This window comes from Methylobacterium sp. (assembly GCF_019750675.1).
Lineage (GTDB): Bacteria > Pseudomonadota > Alphaproteobacteria > Rhizobiales > Beijerinckiaceae > Methylobacterium.
In genome coordinates this window covers 13405-30729 of the sequence record NZ_JAIEOF010000251.1, presented here as the reverse complement: position 1 = coordinate 30729, position 17325 = coordinate 13405, and the positions used below count along the sequence as shown (strand labels likewise).

15 protein-coding genes are annotated in these 17325 nt (G+C 68.8%); 11 read left to right on the top strand and 4 right to left on the bottom strand.

Annotation, left to right across the window (positions count from 1 at the left end; all coding sequences use genetic code 11):
- The 6 genes from K2X24_RS12940 to K2X24_RS12915 form a co-directional block, all read left to right on the top strand.
- Positions 1-780 (top strand): ATP-dependent RecD-like DNA helicase (locus tag K2X24_RS12940; protein WP_292498696.1); only part of this gene is annotated, 780 nt, incomplete at its 5' end.
- A 60-nt stretch (positions 781-840) separates the two neighbouring features.
- A complete protein-coding gene (locus tag K2X24_RS12935) occupies positions 841-1236 on the top strand; it encodes a GFA family protein (RefSeq protein WP_292498692.1) in 396 nt (131 codons plus the stop codon).
- A gap of 92 nt (positions 1237-1328) precedes the next feature.
- On the top strand, positions 1329-1898 hold the full coding sequence (gene hslV, locus K2X24_RS12930; RefSeq protein WP_292498690.1) for an ATP-dependent protease subunit HslV: 570 nt from the start codon (positions 1329-1331) through the stop codon (positions 1896-1898).
- 79 nt (positions 1899-1977) lie between these two features.
- A complete protein-coding gene (locus K2X24_RS12925) occupies positions 1978-3648 on the top strand; it encodes a methyl-accepting chemotaxis protein (RefSeq protein ID WP_292498685.1) in 1671 nt (556 codons plus the stop codon).
- Positions 3649-3968: 320 nt separating this feature from the next.
- Positions 3969-5282, top strand: a complete 1314-nt coding sequence (gene hslU / locus K2X24_RS12920) for an ATP-dependent protease ATPase subunit HslU (RefSeq protein WP_292498681.1) — start codon at positions 3969-3971, stop codon at positions 5280-5282.
- A 54-nt stretch (positions 5283-5336) separates the two neighbouring features.
- Entirely contained in the window at positions 5337-6869 is a 1533-nt protein-coding gene (locus tag K2X24_RS12915) for a prolyl oligopeptidase family serine peptidase (RefSeq protein WP_292498679.1), read from the top strand.
- 51 nt (positions 6870-6920) lie between these two features.
- On the opposite strand, the gene K2X24_RS12910 is transcribed toward K2X24_RS12915, so the two are convergent.
- The 3 genes from K2X24_RS12910 to K2X24_RS12900 all read right to left on the bottom strand — a co-directional run bounded on the left by K2X24_RS12910 (position 6921) and on the right by K2X24_RS12900 (position 10207).
- Positions 6921-7997: an MBL fold metallo-hydrolase gene (locus K2X24_RS12910; protein ID WP_292498677.1), complete on the bottom strand. Its 1077-nt coding sequence runs from the start codon at positions 7995-7997 to the stop codon at positions 6921-6923.
- A gap of 113 nt (positions 7998-8110) precedes the next feature.
- Entirely contained in the window at positions 8111-9196 is a 1086-nt protein-coding gene (locus K2X24_RS12905) for an aromatic ring-hydroxylating dioxygenase subunit alpha (RefSeq protein WP_292498675.1), read from the bottom strand.
- 414 nt (positions 9197-9610) lie between these two features.
- A complete protein-coding gene (locus tag K2X24_RS12900; RefSeq protein WP_292498672.1) occupies positions 9611-10207 on the bottom strand; it encodes a hypothetical protein in 597 nt (198 codons plus the stop codon).
- Positions 10208-10388: 181 nt separating this feature from the next.
- On the opposite strand from K2X24_RS12900, the gene pgeF reads away from it, so the two are divergent.
- The 3 genes from pgeF (at position 10389) to K2X24_RS12885 (ending at position 13287) form a co-directional block, all read left to right on the top strand.
- A complete protein-coding gene (pgeF, locus tag K2X24_RS12895) occupies positions 10389-11177 on the top strand; it encodes a peptidoglycan editing factor PgeF (protein WP_292498670.1) in 789 nt (262 codons plus the stop codon).
- 253 nt (positions 11178-11430) lie between these two features.
- Complete coding sequence (locus tag K2X24_RS12890; RefSeq protein ID WP_292498668.1) at positions 11431-12303, top strand: porin family protein; 873 nt, start codon at positions 11431-11433, stop codon at positions 12301-12303.
- 258 nt (positions 12304-12561) lie between these two features.
- The gene (locus K2X24_RS12885) at positions 12562-13287 is read left to right on the top strand and encodes a DUF2076 domain-containing protein (protein WP_292498665.1); all 726 of its coding nucleotides are present in this window, start codon (positions 12562-12564) and stop codon (positions 13285-13287) included.
- A 55-nt stretch (positions 13288-13342) separates the two neighbouring features.
- Here K2X24_RS12885 and K2X24_RS12880 read toward each other — a convergent pair whose 3' ends face one another.
- Positions 13343-14167, bottom strand: coding sequence for a L,D-transpeptidase (locus tag K2X24_RS12880; protein WP_292498699.1), 825 nt, complete (start codon positions 14165-14167; stop codon positions 13343-13345).
- A gap of 247 nt (positions 14168-14414) precedes the next feature.
- Between K2X24_RS12880 and K2X24_RS12875 the strand changes: the two genes are divergently transcribed.
- Positions 14415-15149 (top strand): chemotaxis protein, encoded by a 735-nt coding sequence (locus tag K2X24_RS12875; RefSeq protein ID WP_292498662.1) that lies wholly within the window; start codon positions 14415-14417, stop codon positions 15147-15149.
- Positions 15150-15215: 66 nt separating this feature from the next.
- A complete protein-coding gene (gene uvrC, locus K2X24_RS12870; protein ID WP_292498659.1) occupies positions 15216-17285 on the top strand; it encodes an excinuclease ABC subunit UvrC in 2070 nt (689 codons plus the stop codon).
- Positions 17286-17325: the final 40 nt, after the last annotated feature.

The window sequence follows — 17325 nt, the reverse complement described above, 5'->3', positions numbered from 1 at the left end:
ATCGACGAGTGCTCGATGGTCGATTCGGATCTGGGCAACGACCTCCTGTCCTTCGACCGGCCGGTGCTGGTGCTCGGCGACCCGGCGCAGCTGCCGCCGGTGCGCGGGGGCGGCTTCTTCACCGAGGCCGAACCCGACGTGATGCTCACCGACGTCCACCGGCAGGCCGCCGACGACCCCATCGTCCGGATGGCGATGACGGTGCGCGAGGGCGGGCGCCTCAGCATCGGCGAGTACGGCGAGAGCCGCATCGTCTCGCGGCGTACCATCGACCCGGCCGTGGTGCTCCAGGCCGATCAGGTGCTGGTGGGCATGAACAAGACCCGGCGGCTCTACAACAACCGCCTGCGCGAACTCGCCGGCCACACCGACCCGATGCCGGCGGTGGGCGAGAAGCTGGTCTGCCTGCGCAACGACCGAACCAAGGGCCTGCTCAACGGCTCCACCTGGACCGTGCACGCCCAGCGCTCCTCGCCGCGATCCGACACGGTGCGCCTCGACGTGGTGCCGGAGGACGACCCGGCCCTGCGCCGCCGCCCGGTGGACATCAAGGTCCTCAAGGCCGTGATGTCGGGCTCCGAGGAGGAAATCCCGGCCTTCCTCAAGCGCGAGACCGACGAGTTCACCTACGGCTACGCGCTGACCGTCCACAAGGCACAGGGCTCGCAATGGGACGACGTCGTGCTGTTCGACGAGTCCTTCGCCTTCCGCGAGCACCGGGCGCGCTGGCTCTATACGGGCCTGACCCGGGCGGCCAAGCGGATCACCGTGGTGGTGTAGGGCGCCTTGCGAGATCCCGGCCGCTTGGGGACAACGGGTGCGGATGAGGGGGAGATGCGCATGGCCTTGACCGGACGTTGCCGCTGCGGCGCCATCCGCTACGTGGCAGAAGGCGAGCCGAGCCACAGCGCCCTGTGCCACTGCACCGATTGCCGGCGGTCCTCGGGTGCGCCCGCGGTGGGGTTCGCGTTGTTCCCGGACGACCGGATCACCATCACCGGCACCCCGACCGCCTATGAATCCTCGCCCGGCGTCGTCCGCGAATTCTGCGGGACCTGCGGCACCAACCTCTTCTACCGCAACCCGGCCGTCTTTCCGGGCCAAGTCGACCTCCACACGGCGACCCTGGACGACCCCGACGCCCTGCCCCCGTCGATCCGCATCCAAGTTGCGGACGCCCCCGAATGGTTCGGCCGATTCGACGCGTTACCGGCCTTTCCGCGTTATCCCGGATAGGGGCGACTGCGGCGGTGCATGTCCTGCGGCGCTTGGAGCGGGCCTCGCGAGCGACTACGTGAACAGGGTTCCCAACCGAACCGGAGCCTGACTTGTCCCATTCCGAAGCGAACGGTCCGCCGCAGATGCACGCCACGACGATCCTGATGGTCCGCAAGGGCGGCCGGGTGGTGATCGGCGGCGACGGGCAGGTCAGCCTCGGCCAGACCATCGTCAAGGGCAACGCCCGCAAGGTCCGTCGTCTCGCCAAGGGCTCGGTGATCGGCGGCTTCGCGGGCGCCACGGCGGATGCCTTCACGCTGTTCGAGCGGCTGGAGGCCAAGCTGGAACAGTATCCGGGGCAGTTGACCCGGGCCTGCGTCGAGCTGACCAAGGACTGGCGCACCGACCGCTACCTGCGCCGCCTGGAAGCGATGATGCTGGTGGCCGATGCGGAGGTCGGCCTGCTGCTCTCGGGGGCAGGCGACGTGCTCGAGCCGGAGAGCGGTGTCATGGCGATCGGCTCGGGCGGCAACTACGCGCTTGCCGCCGCCCGAGCGCTCGAAGACAGCAGTCACGATGCGGAAGAGATCGTTCGCCGGGCTATGCGGATCGCGGCCGAAATCTGCGTCTATACCAACGAAAGCCTCGTGCTCGAGACGCTGGAGACGCCCAAAACCTGACGGAGAGCACGGCCGTTAACCGAAGTTTTCGAGACACTGCTTACGAGCTTGATCGAAAGCTCCGGGCAGGGTCTCGAACATGACGATCAAGGCGAAGATACTGATGTTCGTCCTGGCCTGCGGGGCGATCACCCTGCTGGTCGCCGGGGTCGGGATCGCCACCCTCTCGGCCTTCAACGACGCGATGGTCGAGTCCCGGCATGCGGCCCGCCGGGCCCTCGACGCCGCCAACGTCAACCGCCTCGTGAGCAACGTCGTGCTGGAATCCCGCGGCGTCTACGCGGCCAAGGACACGGCCGACGCCCAGAAATACGCCGACCGCATGCGCCAGAACCTCACGGCGATGAACGAGCTCCTCGCCGCCTGGGGTTCACGTGTGCCGGAGGCCGAGCGGGCCCAGTTCGCACGCGTCACGCAGGGCGCGGGCACCTTCACCACCTTGCGCCAGGAGATCGCCCGGGCCGGAACCGCCGTCGCCCCGAAGGCCGCGGCGGATCTCGGCTTCAACGAAGCCAACCGGGCGAACCGGCAAGCCTTCCAGGATTCCATCGACGCCATGGTCGCGAGCGGGCAGGCGCAGGTCGCCGCCATCGACGCAGCCGCCGACGCTCTCTACGCCAGCCGCCGGACCCTGCTGACCGTCCTGGCCCTCGGCGGCATCCTCGCGGCCCTGGGGCTCGGCCTCTTCGTCGGCCATCGCCAGATCGCCGCGCCGCTCGCCCGCGTCACCGCCGCGATCCGGCGCCTTTCCGAGGGGCAGCTCGACCTGCCGGCCGTGAAGCCCGGCCGAGACGAGATCGGCGCCATCTGGGCCAGCATGCACGTCTTCGCCCGTTCGATGCGGGAGAGCGCGACCCTGCGGGCGACGCAGGACGAGGCCGCCGGCCTCGCCTCCAGCCGCCGCCGCTCCGAGCGGACGGAACTCGCCGACCGCTTCCAGGGCAGCGTCGGCGCCCTCGTCGGCGACCTCTCGGACGCCGCCGCCGCCATGGAGGAGACCGCCCGCTCCATGTCGGCCCAGGCCGAGCGCACCAACCGGCAATCGGCCGCGGTGATGCGGGCCGCCCAGGAGACGGCGCAGAACGTTCAGGCGGTGGCCGCCGCCACGGAAGAACTCGCCGCCACCGCCAACGAGATCGGCCAGCAGGTCGGCCAGACCTCGGCCGCTGCGGCCGAGGCCGTCGAGAGCACCCGGCGGACCAACGACCGCGTCGAGGCCCTGGCGGCGGGCGCCGCCCGCATCGGCGACGTCGTCGCCCTGATCTCCAGCATCGCCGGGCAGACCAATCTGCTGGCGCTGAACGCCACCATTGAGGCGGCGCGGGCCGGAGAGGCGGGCCGGGGCTTCGCCGTCGTGGCAACCGAGGTGAAGACCCTGGCGGCCCAGACCGCCAAGGCCACCGACGAGATCACCGCGCAGATCGGCATGATCCAGGCCGCCACCCGGGAGACCGTGGGCGCGATCCGCGAGATCGGCGCCACGATCGGCAGCGTTCACAGCATCGCCCTCGGGGTCGCCGCGGCGGTGGAGGAGCAGCAGGTCGCCACCCAGGAGATCGCCCGCAGCGTCAGCGACGCCGCCCGTGGCACCCACGACGTCACCGAGACCATGGCGGAGGTCCAGGGCGCGGCGGTGGAGGTCGGGGCCGGAGCCGCGCAGGTCCTGGCCTCGGCGGCGGAACTCGCCCGGCGCTCCAGCGCCCTCGACGGCGAGGTCACGCAGTTCGTCGGCTCGATCCAGGCCGCCTGAGGCGCCGGGACGTCTGGAAAGGGCGGCGCGGCGCGCTTAAGTCGGGGGTGTGCGCCAGTCAGTCCCCTTCCCCGCCCGACGCGGCCTCGCTACTGAACGGACGGGAGCGACTTGCCGCGAGGTTCCGTCGTGATCCCCGCCGAACGCCCGGTGGGGTCAAGCGCCGCGGGCGGGCGCGACGGCACCGCTTCGGCGCTTTTCATGACCTCAGGGGTGTTCCACGCAGTGCTCGACGCTCGCGGGCACATCGCGTGCACGCGCAGCCTGCATGCCCTCCCCAGCCCCCTGGCAGCCCGGCTGCCGCATCCGATCGGAGCGTGATGACCACCTTCTCCCCTCGCGAGATCGTCTCGGAACTCGACCGCTTCATCGTCGGGCAGGCCGACGCCAAGCGCGCCGTCGCCATCGCGCTGCGCAACCGCTGGCGCCGGCAGCAGCTCACCGGCCCCTTGCGCGAGGAGGTCGCCCCGAAGAACATCCTGATGATCGGGCCGACGGGCTGCGGAAAGACCGAGATCGCCCGCCGCCTCGCGCGCCTCGCCGGCGCGCCCTTCCTCAAGATCGAAGCCACCAAGTTTACCGAGGTCGGCTATGTGGGCCGCGACGTGGAGCAGATCGTGCGCGACCTCGTGGAGGTCGGCATCGGCCTCAAGCGCGACGAGAAGCGGCGCTCGGTGAAGGCCAAGGCCGAGGCGGCGGCGGAGGCCCGAATCCTCGACGCCCTCGTGGGCCCGACCGCCAGCCAGGCCACCCGCGACAGTTTTCGCCGGAAGCTGCGGGCAAGCGAACTCGACGACAAGGAGGTCGAGATCGAACTCGCGGGCGGCCCCCCGGGCGGCCTTCCGATGTTCGAGATTCCCGGCATGCCCGGCGCCTCCATGGGCGCGGTCAACCTCGGCGACATGCTCGGCAAGGCGCTCGGCGGCCAGAAGGGCAAGCCGCGCCGGATGACGGTGAAGGATGCCTACGCGCCTCTGCTGGCGGAGGAATCCGATAAGCTCGTCGATGCCGAATCCCTGACCCAGGAGGCGATCCGCGAGGTCGAGGACAACGGCATCGTGTTCCTGGACGAGATCGACAAGATCTGCGCCCGCGAGGGCCGGTCCTCGGCGGACGTCTCACGCGAGGGCGTGCAGCGCGACCTCCTGCCCCTGATCGAGGGCACCACGGTGGCGACGAAGCACGGGCCGGTGAAGACCGACCACATCCTGTTCATCGCCAGCGGCGCCTTCCACGTCTCGAAGCCCTCCGACCTGCTGCCGGAACTGCAGGGCCGCCTGCCGATCCGCGTCGAGCTGCAGCCGCTCACCGTCGAGGATTTCCGCCAGATCCTGACCTCGACGGAGGTGAGCCTACTGAAGCAGACCGTCGCGCTGATGCAGACCGAGGGCGTCACCCTCGAATTCAGCGAGGATGCGGTGGACGCCCTCGCCCGCGTCGCCGTCGACGTGAACAACTCGGTGGAGAACATCGGCGCCCGCCGGCTTCAGACCGTGCTGGAGCGGGTCATCGACGACATCTCCTTCACGGCCACCGACCGCTCCGGCGAGACTGTGCCGATCGACGCCGCCTATGTGCGCTCTCGCGTCGAGAGCCTGGCGGCGAACGCGGATCTGAGCCGATTCATCCTGTGACGGGCAGGGACGGGACCTGACCGAACCACCACGCGATCGAGGCGGCGGTATCGCATGTCCGCCTCGACCCTTTTCGACTGCGCGATGTTCACAAGACTGATAAAGCCGCTGCAGCTCTCGACCTCAAGGTCGGTCGAGGCGTTCACGGCGAGGCTAGATCGTGCACTCTTGGATCTTTTTTTTGCTTCGATCTTCAGCCTTATAGTCTCCGGTCCAGGATCGTTTGCGGCCGAGTCGGCCAGTTTCTCTCCCGACAAACATATTGATCGGCGGACCAGTGAGGCATCGGGCGACCGAACTCGCCCGGTCAGGCTGAAGGTCGAAATCGTCAAACCGTTCGGGCCTGGCCCCTTCCCCCTCGTGGTCTTCAACCACGGCGCCAACTGGGCGGAAGCCTCATTGAAGTCGACCAATGACGTGGGCGCTGATTTCAATATGGGCGTTTATTACTTCCTCTCGCGCGGCTATGCCGTCGCGCTGCCACGCCTGCGCGGATATGGGGGCTCCGGTGGAACGCTCCCCGATACGGGCTGCGCCCTCGAGGCACTGGGTCGCGCCAACGCGAAGGATATCCTCGCCGCCCTGAGCGAGGTCGTGACCGACCCCAAGATCGACGCGACGCGCATCATCGCCACTGGCGAAAGTCTTGGCGGCTGGAACGCCCTCGCGATGGCGGGTGAAGGCGATCCACGCGTGAAGGCGGTCATCAATTTCTATGGGGGAATTCGATCGTCGGCATGTAAGGCCAGCGACAAAGCCCTGATCGAGGGAGCCAAATCCCTCGGCAAGGGCCACCGCGTGCCATCTCTCTGGCTCTACGGCGACAATGACCGGTTCTTCAGCCGACCCTTATGGGAAGCGATGTATCGCGCCTATGCTGCGGGAGGGAGTGAAACGGAACTCTTTGGCTACGGAAAATACGGAACGGACGCCCACACCTTGTTGGGCCAGCCCTATTCGATCAGGGTATTCGAAGCAAAACTCGAAGCCTTCCTGAAACGGCAGGGTTTCCCGACGCGCATCACCCATCAGGAATTCGTCCCGATATCACCTCCGCCGGCATCAGGGTATGCTGCAATCGACGATGTCAACGCAGTTCCGTTCCTGAACGATCAACAGCGCCAAGCTTACCGTGAGTTCCTCAAGAAGCCCGCACCCAAAGTCTTCCTGATCGCGGAGTGGCGCTCGGTTTTCGTTTCAGCCGGCGGGTATGATCCCATGGCGATCGCTCTCGCCAATTGCGAAAAGGAAGGCCTGGTCTGCAGACCTTATGCCTTCAACTCCGACGTCGTTTGGAGCTACCCGAATGCGCAGCCGGCTGCCACCCGCTTTGCTGCGATCGGTGACGCGGCGGCGGTCCCCTATATCGATGATGCGGGGCGAGAGGGTTATCGAAAATTCCTCGAGGCCCGGTCGCCCAAAGCCTTCGTGATCACGCCGACGGGTCAGTGGGCGGCGACATCCGGCTCCCTCGACCCGACCGGCACGACCCTCGCGAATTGCCGGAAGCAGAATGCGGATTGTCGGCCCTATGCGGTCGATCGGCACGTCGTCTGGCCGGAAAACCCCGCACGGGCGCCGCGCTAGGGCTCAAGAAGCGAAACCGAAACTCCCAATCAATCCTGGTCCCGCAGGCTTCTATCCCTCCCAGACCTGCCCGGGCCGCATCGCCATGAACCGCTCCGGCGCGATCCCCTGTTCGGCGCAGGCTTGCGCAAGGGCCTCCACAGGCTCCTCGATGCCCTCGTCGGTAAGCTGGAAGGTGCCCCAGTGGTGGCCCAGCATCTGGTCTGCCCCGAGAAGCAGGCCGGCCTCCACCGCCTCGGCGGGGTTCATGTGCTGGTCCTTCATGAACCAGCGCGGCTCGTAGGCGCCGATCGGCAGGGTCGCGAGGCGCGGCGGCCCGAAACGGGCACGGGCTTCGCGGAAGGTGGCGCCGTCGCGCAGGCCGGTGTCGCCCGAGTGATAATGGACCCCGACGGGCGTGGTGAGCACGAAGGAGCACCACAGGGCCATGCGCCGGTCGTTCAGGCCACGGGCCGACCAGTGATGGGCGGGGGTGACGTGGACGGTAAGGCCGCCGCCGAGATCCACCGCTTCGCCCCAGTCGCGGGTCTCCACGTGCATGGTGTCGTCGTAGGCGCGCAGGACCGCCTCGTTCCCGAGCGGCGCCAGGATCAGAGGCTGGTGCGCCTGCCAGATCCGCGCCACCGCCGGCCCGTCGAGATGGTCGTAGTGGTTGTGGGTGATCAGTACCGCGTCGATGGGAGGCAGGTCGGAAAAAGCGATCCCCGGCGGGTTCACGCGTTTGGGCCCGGCGAAGCGCACTGGGCTCGCCCGGCGGGCATAGACGGGATCGACCAGGATGTTGCGGCCGGCGACCTGGAACAGGTAGCTCGCATGCCCGATCAGGGTGACGCGCAGGCCAGCGACACGCTCCGGCGGCCTGTCGGCGGCGTAGGGGCTCGGATGGGAGGCGGGCCAGGTCTGGCGTAAGGGGCTGTCGACCCCGCGCCGGGAGCGCCAGCGCGCGATGTCGCCGAGCGTCTTGTCCGCCGGCTGGTCCGGGCTGTGGAAGCGGACCCCGTCGAAATGGTCGCTGCGCGGACCGCGGTAGTAGGGGTTGCGCCCGCGCTTGTGGGCGGCATAGCCGACCCCGCCGAGCGTCATCACGGTGGCGGCGCTCAACGCCTTGATCAGACTTTGCCGTTTCATGGACCCGAGATGGCGGCTTCCGCGTGCCGATCAAGCGGCACGGCCACGCATCGCGCCAAGAAGACGCGACGGGGTCCGAAGCTGCTTCGCGCCGCCGCGCGGAAGCGGACGGGTCAGGAGCGCCAGCGCAGTTCCTGCGTCGCCAGGGGGTTGGCGAAGGGTCGCCCCTCGCGGGCCGCCTGCAGCGCCTCGCGCTTGAGGCGGAAATACCATTGCGAGGGCAGGTCGCCCTGGCCGAACAGCACCATGGTGGGCTTGCGGTCGAGACCCGCCTGGGCGTGCTGAAGCACCTGTTGGTCCTGGGTAAGGAACTGGCGCATCAGCGGCCGGGCCAGCGGCTTGAGGAGGTTGAGCGCCGGCATGTTCCAGTAGAGCGCGTTGGTGAGCATCGTCCGGTTCTGGGTCAGCGGCGTAGCGAATGTGTAGTTCGCCACCCGCTTCGTCCCGGCCTCGATCCGCTCGAGGCGCACGCCGGGCAGGCGGAACTCGATCTCCACCGCGGGCACGCCGCCGAGCAACCGGTAGACCGGCGAACTCGTGGTGGTGGCGTGGCTCGTCATGGTGAAGCCGTGCGGGGTCGGCGTGAAGGTCTTCACCTTCTCGCGCAGCTCCTTCGAGGGCCGGAACCACCAGGAATCGTGGACGAAGGCGACGTGGCCGGGATCGACGAGGCTCAGGGTCGTCAGGTCGAAGGACGCCTCGACCACGAGTTCGACCACGAGGGAGCCGGCCGCCGTGAAGCCGAGCTCCGGCAGGGCCGCCGGGGGCGAGCCGGTGGCCGCGCCGAGATAAGGGTTGACCCATGCGAAGCCCGCGCTCTCGCGAACGGGGAAGCGCTGCACCACGATGCGCGAGAAATCGGCCGTGTCGGAGGCCGACAGGGTCGGCACGTCGCGGCAGCGCCCGTCGGTTCCGAAGCGCCAGCCGTGGAACGGGCAGGTCAGTGCGCCGCCGTCGAAGCGGCCCTTCGAGAGGGCCATGCCGCGATGGGGGCAGCGGTCGCGTAGGGCGAAGGGCGCCCCGGAGGCCTCGCGGCCGAGGACGATCTGCTCGCCGTTGAGCTCGACGGCGCGCAGCGCGCCCGTTTTCAAGGTGTCGGAGCGGCCGACGCAGTACCAGGCGTCCGCGAGCGGCTGGCGCATGGCGTCCGGGTCGAGCGCCGCCTCGTCGGGCGCCGGCATCCGCAGGGCTGTGGACATGGGGAGTGAAGGGTCCGTGGCCTTGGAGCGGAACGCGCGATCGCGTCGCGACGCCCCGCGGGGGGAAGGCCCGATGCTTTAGACCTCCAGCGGGGCCGAGGCCAGCCGGGCGCCGGGCCCACCCCACCTCGCCGGTGGGGAGCGGCGGATGGGCGCGGGCGCGGGCCTTTCCAAACCGGATAGGGCTGACTAACTTCTGTTCACCCGCAACGAACGAAAGGAGGTGATCCAGTGTCTCATTGTCATCAGCCGCTCACCCCGGCCTCCCGGACCTGGACCGTCGCCTCCGGCGCAGCCTTCTAGCGCTCGACGCGATCGTATCAGTTTCGGCCGGACAACAAGCGGTTCGGCAATGGAAAGGCCGCCCCTCACGGGGCGGCCTTTCGATGTTTTGGGCGATTCGTTCCGGCAGCCTCAGACCGTGCTGCGCTTCTGAAAGATTGGCTGGGCAAGGGCTTCGGCGCGGGCGGCCCAGAGATCGCGCTCGCTGCGGATCTCGGCGAGCTTCGCGGTCTCGCCCGCGACCTGGGCACGCAGGTCCCGGATGTCCTGCTCGAATGCGGCCTGCCGCGTCAGGAGGCCGTCGCGCTCGGCCCGCATGTCCTCGAGTTCCCTGAGTTCGTCCTCGACATGGGCGCGCAGGCCGCGCAGCTCGCGGGCGATGACGCCCTGGAGGGCGTCGTAGCGGTCGTTCTCCACCTTGAGCTTGGCCTTGAGCATGATGTTCTCGGCCATGAGATCCGAGACGTCGGAGGAGGCCGATTCCACGGCGGCCGGAGCCGCCACGACCACCCGCGGAATCCAGGTGCCGGCGGCCTCGGTGCCGCGCGCCTCGCCGGTCGACTCGGTGGACCGCGCGGTGTCACGGGGTGGCGAAGCGGCCGCCGGCTGAGCCTCGGCCCCGGTCGGCGCGGTGACCGCCTTCATCGCCGCCAGCCAGTCGCGCAGCGGACCTGGCTGCGGTCTGGTGGCCTGATCCTGCTGCGCGTAGTGACGGGCTGTTTCCGACATCGGTTGGTCCTCGGCGTTGGGAGCATCGGACCAAAACATGCTTAACGAACCGTAAAGGAAGCCGATCCGAAGTTGCGGCGCAGGTGCTTTTCCCGGCGTTTGGAACCGGCCTTCGCCAGGTTCATGCCGGGCAGGACGTCTCGTCCCCGGCGCTCCACCCTTCCCTCACGAGAGCTCAGTCATGACGCGCGACACTCCCGAGGTCATCGAGGCCCCCGCCCTGACCGGGCTGCCCGGGATCCGGCACGCCTACTTCACCCGCCGTGGCGGGGTGTCCGAGGGGATCTACGACTCCCTCAACGGAGGGCTCGGCTCGAACGACGCCCCCGCGCACGTGGCGGAGAACAGGCGGCGGATGGCAGCACACCTCGCCGTCGGGGACGACCGTCTCGTAAGTCTCTACCAGATTCACTCGTCAGAGGTGGTGGTGCTCGACGGACCCATCCCCCTCGCGGAACGCCCCAAGGCGGACGGCATGGTGACCCGGGTGCCCGGACTGGCGCTCGGCATCGCCACCGCCGATTGCGGTCCAATCCTGTTCGCGGATGCACGCAACGGCGTCGTCGGCGCCGCCCATGCGGGCTGGAAGGGCGCCCTGACAGGCGTGATCGAGGCGACCGTGGCGGCGATGGAGGGACTTGGCGCCCGGCGCGCCGACATCGTCGCCGTTCTGGGCCCGACGATCGCCCAGCCGGCTTACGAGGTCGGGCCGGATTTCATCGCCCGCTTCCGCGCCGAGGCGGCGGGCTTCGAGCGCTTCCTCGCGGCGGGTGCGCGCGACGGACATGCCCAGTTCGACCTGCCCGGTTTCATCCTGGCGCGCCTCGAAGAGGCCGGCATCGCGAGCGGAGCCGCGCTCGGACGCTGTACCTATTCGGAGCCGGACCTGTTCTACAGCTACCGCCGAACGACCCACCGCGCGGAAGCCGATTACGGCCGGCTCATCTCGGCGATCGGCCTCGTCGGCTGACGCGTCCAGCCCCTTGCGACAATTTGTCAATAAAAAGCGTGGCCATGGCGTGAACCTTGGCCATTCGAACGCGTTCTGACCGCAAGTAGCCGAAAAGGCGCTGCGCGTATCGCCACAAAGGGGCCGTGTTCCATGCGGCTGGCGTGATCGCAGAGCAACAGCTTCTTGCTGTCGGCTCACTTAAAGACGGGGAACTGCAGCGGACGCGACCAGCAATAGGTCGGACGCTGCCTGACAGTCAGAGGACCAGACCATGAAATCCTTCCTTCGCAGCGCCACCGCGCTCGCCGGCATCGCCCTCGCCGGCTCCGCCTTCGCCGCCGACCTTCCGCGCCGCGCGGCGCCCCCGGTGTTCGTGCCGGTGCCGGTGTTCACCTGGACCGGCTTCTACGCCGGTATCAACGCCGGCTACGGCTTCGGCACGGGCAACGACAACAACCGCACGACCACCGTGCTGGCCACCGCGCCCGTCTTCGCTCCCGGCGCCGTCGGCGCGGCCGTGTTCAACAACCGCAACAACAACGAAGGCTTCGTTGGCGGCGGTCAGATCGGCTACAACTACCAGTTCACCCCGGGCTCCGGTGTCGTGATCGGTGTCGAGGCCGACGCCCAGTACGTCGACTTCGGTTCGCAGCGGAACAACGCCTCCATCATCGGCGCGAACGTCAACAACCTGACCTTCGTCAACCCGAACGGCCTGTCGGGCCTCGACTACTTCGGCACCGTGCGCGGCCGCCTCGGCTACGCCTTCGACCGCACCCTGGTGTACGGCACCGGCGGCTTCGCCTACGGCGGCGGCGGCGGCAACGACTTCGGCCTGCCCAACAGCAGCCGCAACGACTTCCGCACCGGCTGGGCCGCTGGCGGCGGCATCGAGTACGCCCTGCCGACCGACTCGTTCCTGAACTTCTTCAAGTCCTCGGCCGTGACCCTCAAGGTCGAAGGCCTGTACGTGAACCTCGACCGCGACAACCGCAACAACGGCGTGTTCGCCTACTCGCCCGCCACCGGCGCGACCTACTCGGTCAACACCCCCGGCGTGGTCACCACCGGCTACAACAACCGCCGCTCCGACGAGTTCGTCGTCGTGCGCGCCGGCCTGAACTACAAGTTCGGCTCGTACTAAGCCGACCCCACGCGATCCCGTGCGGCCGATCCCGGTCCGCGCGGGACCTGCCGAGAACAGCAAAGAGCCCGGCCGCCACGCGGCCGGGCTTTTCTTTCGTCGGCGTCCCTGCGCGCAGGCGCACACATTCTCGGCGGATCGATGCATCCGGGACGGCAAAGTTTGCGTTGAACCCCTGACAAAGGCCGGCGGCACCCCCATCTGTGACCCGCCCGAGCGGGTCGACACCCCGCCGGCTTGCCCCAGGAGGACAACTCCATGAACAGCGAAGAACGCGACGTCATCGGCGGCATTTTCCAGCGCCTGGAGCAGGCTTCGAGCCAGCCCCGCGACGCGGAAGCCGAGCGCTTCATTGCCGAGAAAATCCGGGCCCAGCCCTACGCGCCCTACGCGATGGCGCAGCTCATCTACGTGCAGGAAGAGGCGATCAAGAGCCTGAACGAGCAGCTCGAGCAGCTGCGCCGCTCCGGCCAGCAGCAGCCGCAGGGCGGCGGCGGCTTTCTCTCGAGCATCTTCGGCGGCGGGTCCTCCCGCCAACCCGAGCCGCCGCGCCAGGGCGGAGCCTGGGGCAACCAGGGCGGCCAGCCCGGATACGGCCAGCCGCAGCCCGGTTACGGTCAGCAGCCCGGCTACGGCGGACCGCAGCAGGGTGGCCCATGGGCCGGCCAGCAGGCGGCACCGGCACGTGGCGGCGGCTTCATGGCGACCGCCCTGCCGATGGCGGCGGGTGCCGCCGGCGGCATGCTGCTCGGCAGCGCCCTCTCGAACGCCTTCGCGGGCGGCCATTCGCAGCTCGGCAGCGCAGCGGCCGCAGGCCTCGGCGGTACGCCGGGCGCGGATGCGGCGGGCTTGGGTGGAAACAACGATCTCGGCTCGGCCCTCGGCGGCGGCAACGACGGGTTCCAGGACGCGTCGTTCGCGGATGATGCCGGCGGCGATTTCGGCGGCGACCTTGGCGGCGGCGGCGACGACGACTGGGTGTGATGCGGGACCGGGCCGGCACCTCGAACGGGGTGCCGGCTCATCCTTGGCGTGAACCTCAGAGCACTTCCACGCGCGTGCCGACCGGTGTGCGCTCGTACAGGTCGATGACGTCCTCGTTCATCATGCGGATGCAGCCCGACGAGACGTTCTGGCCGATCGTGTGAGGCTCGTTCGTACCGTGAATGCGATAGAGTGACGAGCCGAGATAGAGGGCGCGGGCGCCCAGGGGATTGGTGGGTCCGCCCACCATGTGGCGCGGCAGGTCCGGCCGGCGCCGGATCATCTCGGCCGGCGGCGTCCAATCCGGCCATTCCCGCTTCTGACTGATCGTCTTCAGGCCCGACCAGGCGAACCCCGGTCGACCGACACCGATGCCGTAGCGGATCGCCTGGCGACCGGGCTGCACCAGGTAGAGGTACTTGGCAGGCGTATCGACCACGATCGTTCCGGGCCTCTGCGGGCCGTCGTAGGCCACTACCTGCCGGGCGTACCGGGCATCGGGTGCGCGCGCGATCGACTCGACGGCGGGCTCGATCGCGCGGTCCGGCGGCAAGGCCGCGAGCCGCACGGGCGCCGGGTCCGGCGCGTAGGCCACGCGGGGGCTTGGTGCCTCGGGGACACGTTCGCCGGAATGCAGGAGGCGCGGACTGGCGGGTCCGCCATATCCGTAGGCCGCGGCATGGCGCGGCAGCACTCCGTCGTCGCCGAGCGGGGCGCGCACGGGTCGCGGCGCGACGGACCCGCGCTGGTCACTCATCAGGAACTCGATGAACCCGCCGCCATAGGCGCCGCGCTCCCCACCCGACGTCTGGGCCTGCGCGCCCTGCGCCGCGAGCCCCGCCGCGAGGCAGGCCGCAGCCACGCATTCCTTGAACCGCATCACCGTCACCGCTCCGCAACCGCTCCCGCCCCGCGAGGGGGACGACACCGGGACAGGATTGGGCGCGCTGGCGAGCGCACGGTGAAGGAACGTGGTGAATCGTCCCCTGCGGGGCCCGCGGCGAACACCTGTGCGAAATCAGCGTGAACGCCCGGTAAAGGTTGCCGGTGCGTTGCCGCGTTCAAGAAATGGCAATCTGTTCGGTTCACCTTGATCCGGCTTCCCTCCCGCCGGCTGATCGCATCCGATGACCATGAAACGTTACCGCATCGAGGACAGCCTCGGGCTGGCGCCCCCGGCCGGACGCGTCGAGGCGGGCGCCTCCGCCGATGCGGTGAACCTGAGCAACAAGCGCCTCGACGAGATTCTCTCGGCGATCCAGGATCTGCGGAAGGCGACGCAGACGAGCACCGTCGAGACCATCGAGGCCTGCCGGCGCGAGCTCAACGAAGCCTTCGCCATGCGCTCCGAGCTCGACGTGATGAAGGACGCGATCACGCGCACGAAGCAGGAGATCGCGACGCTCTATCGATCGGAGAACACCGGCAAGGGTATGCGCCGGGTCGCGGGCGAACTCGACGCCGTCGTCGATTCCACCGAGCGCGCCACCAGCACCATCCTGGGGGCCATCGAGGAGATCGAGACCAACGCCAGCATGCTGCGGGCCATGAGCACCAGCATGGCGGGACGCGAGAACATCGACGCGATCCTCGATCGCGTCGTCATCGCCTTCGAGGCCTGCAACTTCCAGGATCTCACCGGCCAGCGCATCAACAAGATCGTCGGCGTCCTGAAGTTCATCGAGGAGCATCTGGACCGGATGATCGAGGCCTGGGGCGGCCTCGACAATTTCAGCGATCTCCTCGGTGGCGCGCCCGGCCGGATCGACATCGACGACGAGACGTCGCTCCTCAATGGTCCGCGGCTCGCCGACGACATCGGTCACGTCGACCAGGGCGACATCGACGCGCTGTTCGACTGATCGGGGCGGGCCGCCGCCATCCGGCCGCCCCTTCCCTCACCGAGACGCGAGGCTTAAGTCAGCGGCATGAGCCGCGCCCCCTCGACAGACCGCTCCGCGAAAGATCTGCCCCCGGACGGATTCGACGACCAGGGCGGGTTCCGGGAGGACGCCGCCGAGGAGGCGCAGGACCACGCCCAGGCCGACGACGCCCCCGAGATCGACTTCGATTTCGAGGAAGGTGCCGTCAAGGCCGGCACCGAGGTGATCCGGCGGTTCTGGACCACCCTGCCGACCTCGCCGGGCGTGTACCGGATGTTCGACGACAAGGGCGACGTGCTCTACGTCGGCAAGGCCAAGAACCTGAAGGCTCGGGTCGGCTCCTATGCGCGCGGTCAGGCGCATTCCAACCGCATCGCCCGCATGATCTCGCAGACGGCGGCGATGGAGTTCGTCACCACCGCCACCGAGACCGAAGCGCTTCTCCTCGAGGCCAACCTCATCAAGCAGTTGAAGCCGCGCTTCAACGTGCTGATGCGGGACGACAAGTCCTTCCCCTACATTCTCGTCACGGCCGATTCGGAAGCGCCGCAGATCGTCAAGCATCGCGGCGCCCGCCGCCGCAAGGGCAGCTATTACGGCCCCTTCGCCAGCGTCTGGGCGGTGAACCGCACGGTGAACGCCCTTCAGCGCGCGTTCCTGCTGCGCACCTGCACCGACAGCTACTACGAGAACCGTACCCGGCCCTGCCTGCTCTACCAGATCAAGCGCTGCTCGGGCCCCTGCACCGGCGAGATCGATCTGGCCGATTACCAGGGGCTCGCCGACAGCGCCAAGAGCTTCCTTGCCGGCAAGTCGAACGCCGTGAAGGACCGTATGCGGGAGGAGATGCAGGCCGCCTCCGAGACCATGGAGTTCGAGCGGGCCGCGCGCTTCCGCGACCGCATCGCCGCGCTTTCCGCGATCCAGGGCACGCAAGGGGTGAACACCCAAGGGGTCGAGGAGGCGGACGTCTTCGCCCTCGACGAGCAGGCCGGCCAGTTCTGCATCGAGGTGTTCTTCTTCCGCAACTTCCAGAACTGGGGCAACCGCGCCTATTTCCCGAAGGCCGACCGCACCATGACGCCGGACGAGGTGCTGGCCTCGTTCATCGGGCAGTTCTACGACGACAAGCCGGCCCCGCGCATCGTTCTCGTCAGCCACGCGATCGAAGATGCCGAACTCCTGGCGGCCGCCCTCTCGAGCCGCACCGAGTACCGGGTCGACATCCACCAGCCGCAGCGCGGCGAGCGCAAGAACCTCGTCGAGTACGCCCAGCGGAATGCCAAGGAGGCGCTCGGCCGGCGCCTCGCCGACACCGCCTCGCAGGGCAAGCTCCTCACCGCCCTGGGGCAATCGTTCGGATTGCCGGCGGCGCCCCGGCGCATCGAGGTCTACGATAACTCGCACATCATGGGCACGAACGCCGTGGGCGGCATGATCGTCGCGGGGCCGACGGGCTTCGCCAAGCAGCATTACCGCACCTTCAACATCAAGTCGGAGGAGCTGACCCCGGGCGACGATTACGGGATGATGCGCGAGGTGCTTCAGCGTCGCTTCAAGCGGCTGGTCAAGGAGAACCCGCGCACCGCGCGAGAGGCCGGGACCGAGGGTGGCGTTCAGGAGACCATGGTCGAGACGGCTCCCGAGAGCGACACCCTGCCGCCCTGGCCCGACCTCGTGCTCATCGACGGTGGCAAGGGCCAGCTCGATGCGGCGCGGACCGCCCTGGAGGAGATCGGCGTCACCGACGTCTCCCTGGTGGGAATCGCCAAGGGGCGCGACCGCGATGCGGGCCGCGAGACCTTCTTCGTCCCCGGCCGCCCGCCCTTCAAGCTGCCGCCCCGCGACCCGACCCTCTACTTCGTCCAGCGCCTGCGCGACGAGGCGCACCGCTTCGCCATCGGCACGCACCGCGCCAAGCGCAAGCGCGAGATGGTGAAGAATCCGCTGGACGAGATCGCCGGCATCGGCCCGAGCCGGAAGCGCGCCCTGCTCCACCATTTCGGAACCGTGAAGGCGATCCAGCGCGCCGCCTTCGAGGATCTGGCGAAGACGCCGGGTGTGAATGCGGCCACCGCCCGAGCCGTCTATGACTTCTTCCATACGCAGACCTGAGGACGACACACCGTCCGCGCGGTTGACCCCCACCCCCGCA

Bases quoted from the DNA above. Each gene is read 5' to 3' on its own strand.
- K2X24_RS12935 (WP_292498692.1), top strand. From the start codon at position 841: ATGGCCTTGACCGGACGTTGCCGCTGCGGCGCCATCCGCTACGTGGCA.
- K2X24_RS12925 (WP_292498685.1), top strand. From the start codon at position 1,978: ATGACGATCAAGGCGAAGATACTGATGTTCGTCCTGGCCTGCGGGGCG.
- hslU (WP_292498681.1), top strand. From the start codon at position 3,969: ATGACCACCTTCTCCCCTCGCGAGATCGTCTCGGAACTCGACCGCTTC.
- K2X24_RS12915 (WP_292498679.1), top strand. From the start codon at position 5,337: ATGTCCGCCTCGACCCTTTTCGACTGCGCGATGTTCACAAGACTGATA.
- K2X24_RS12910 (WP_292498677.1), bottom strand. From the start codon at position 7,997: ATGAAACGGCAAAGTCTGATCAAGGCGTTGAGCGCCGCCACCGTGATG.
- K2X24_RS12905 (WP_292498675.1), bottom strand. From the start codon at position 9,196: ATGTCCACAGCCCTGCGGATGCCGGCGCCCGACGAGGCGGCGCTCGAC.
- K2X24_RS12900 (WP_292498672.1), bottom strand. From the start codon at position 10,207: ATGTCGGAAACAGCCCGTCACTACGCGCAGCAGGATCAGGCCACCAGA.
- pgeF (WP_292498670.1), top strand. From the start codon at position 10,389: ATGACGCGCGACACTCCCGAGGTCATCGAGGCCCCCGCCCTGACCGGG.
- K2X24_RS12890 (WP_292498668.1), top strand. From the start codon at position 11,431: ATGAAATCCTTCCTTCGCAGCGCCACCGCGCTCGCCGGCATCGCCCTC.
- K2X24_RS12885 (WP_292498665.1), top strand. From the start codon at position 12,562: ATGAACAGCGAAGAACGCGACGTCATCGGCGGCATTTTCCAGCGCCTG.
- K2X24_RS12880 (WP_292498699.1), bottom strand. From the start codon at position 14,167: ATGCGGTTCAAGGAATGCGTGGCTGCGGCCTGCCTCGCGGCGGGGCTC.
- K2X24_RS12875 (WP_292498662.1), top strand. From the start codon at position 14,415: ATGACCATGAAACGTTACCGCATCGAGGACAGCCTCGGGCTGGCGCCC.
- uvrC (WP_292498659.1), top strand. From the start codon at position 15,216: ATGAGCCGCGCCCCCTCGACAGACCGCTCCGCGAAAGATCTGCCCCCG.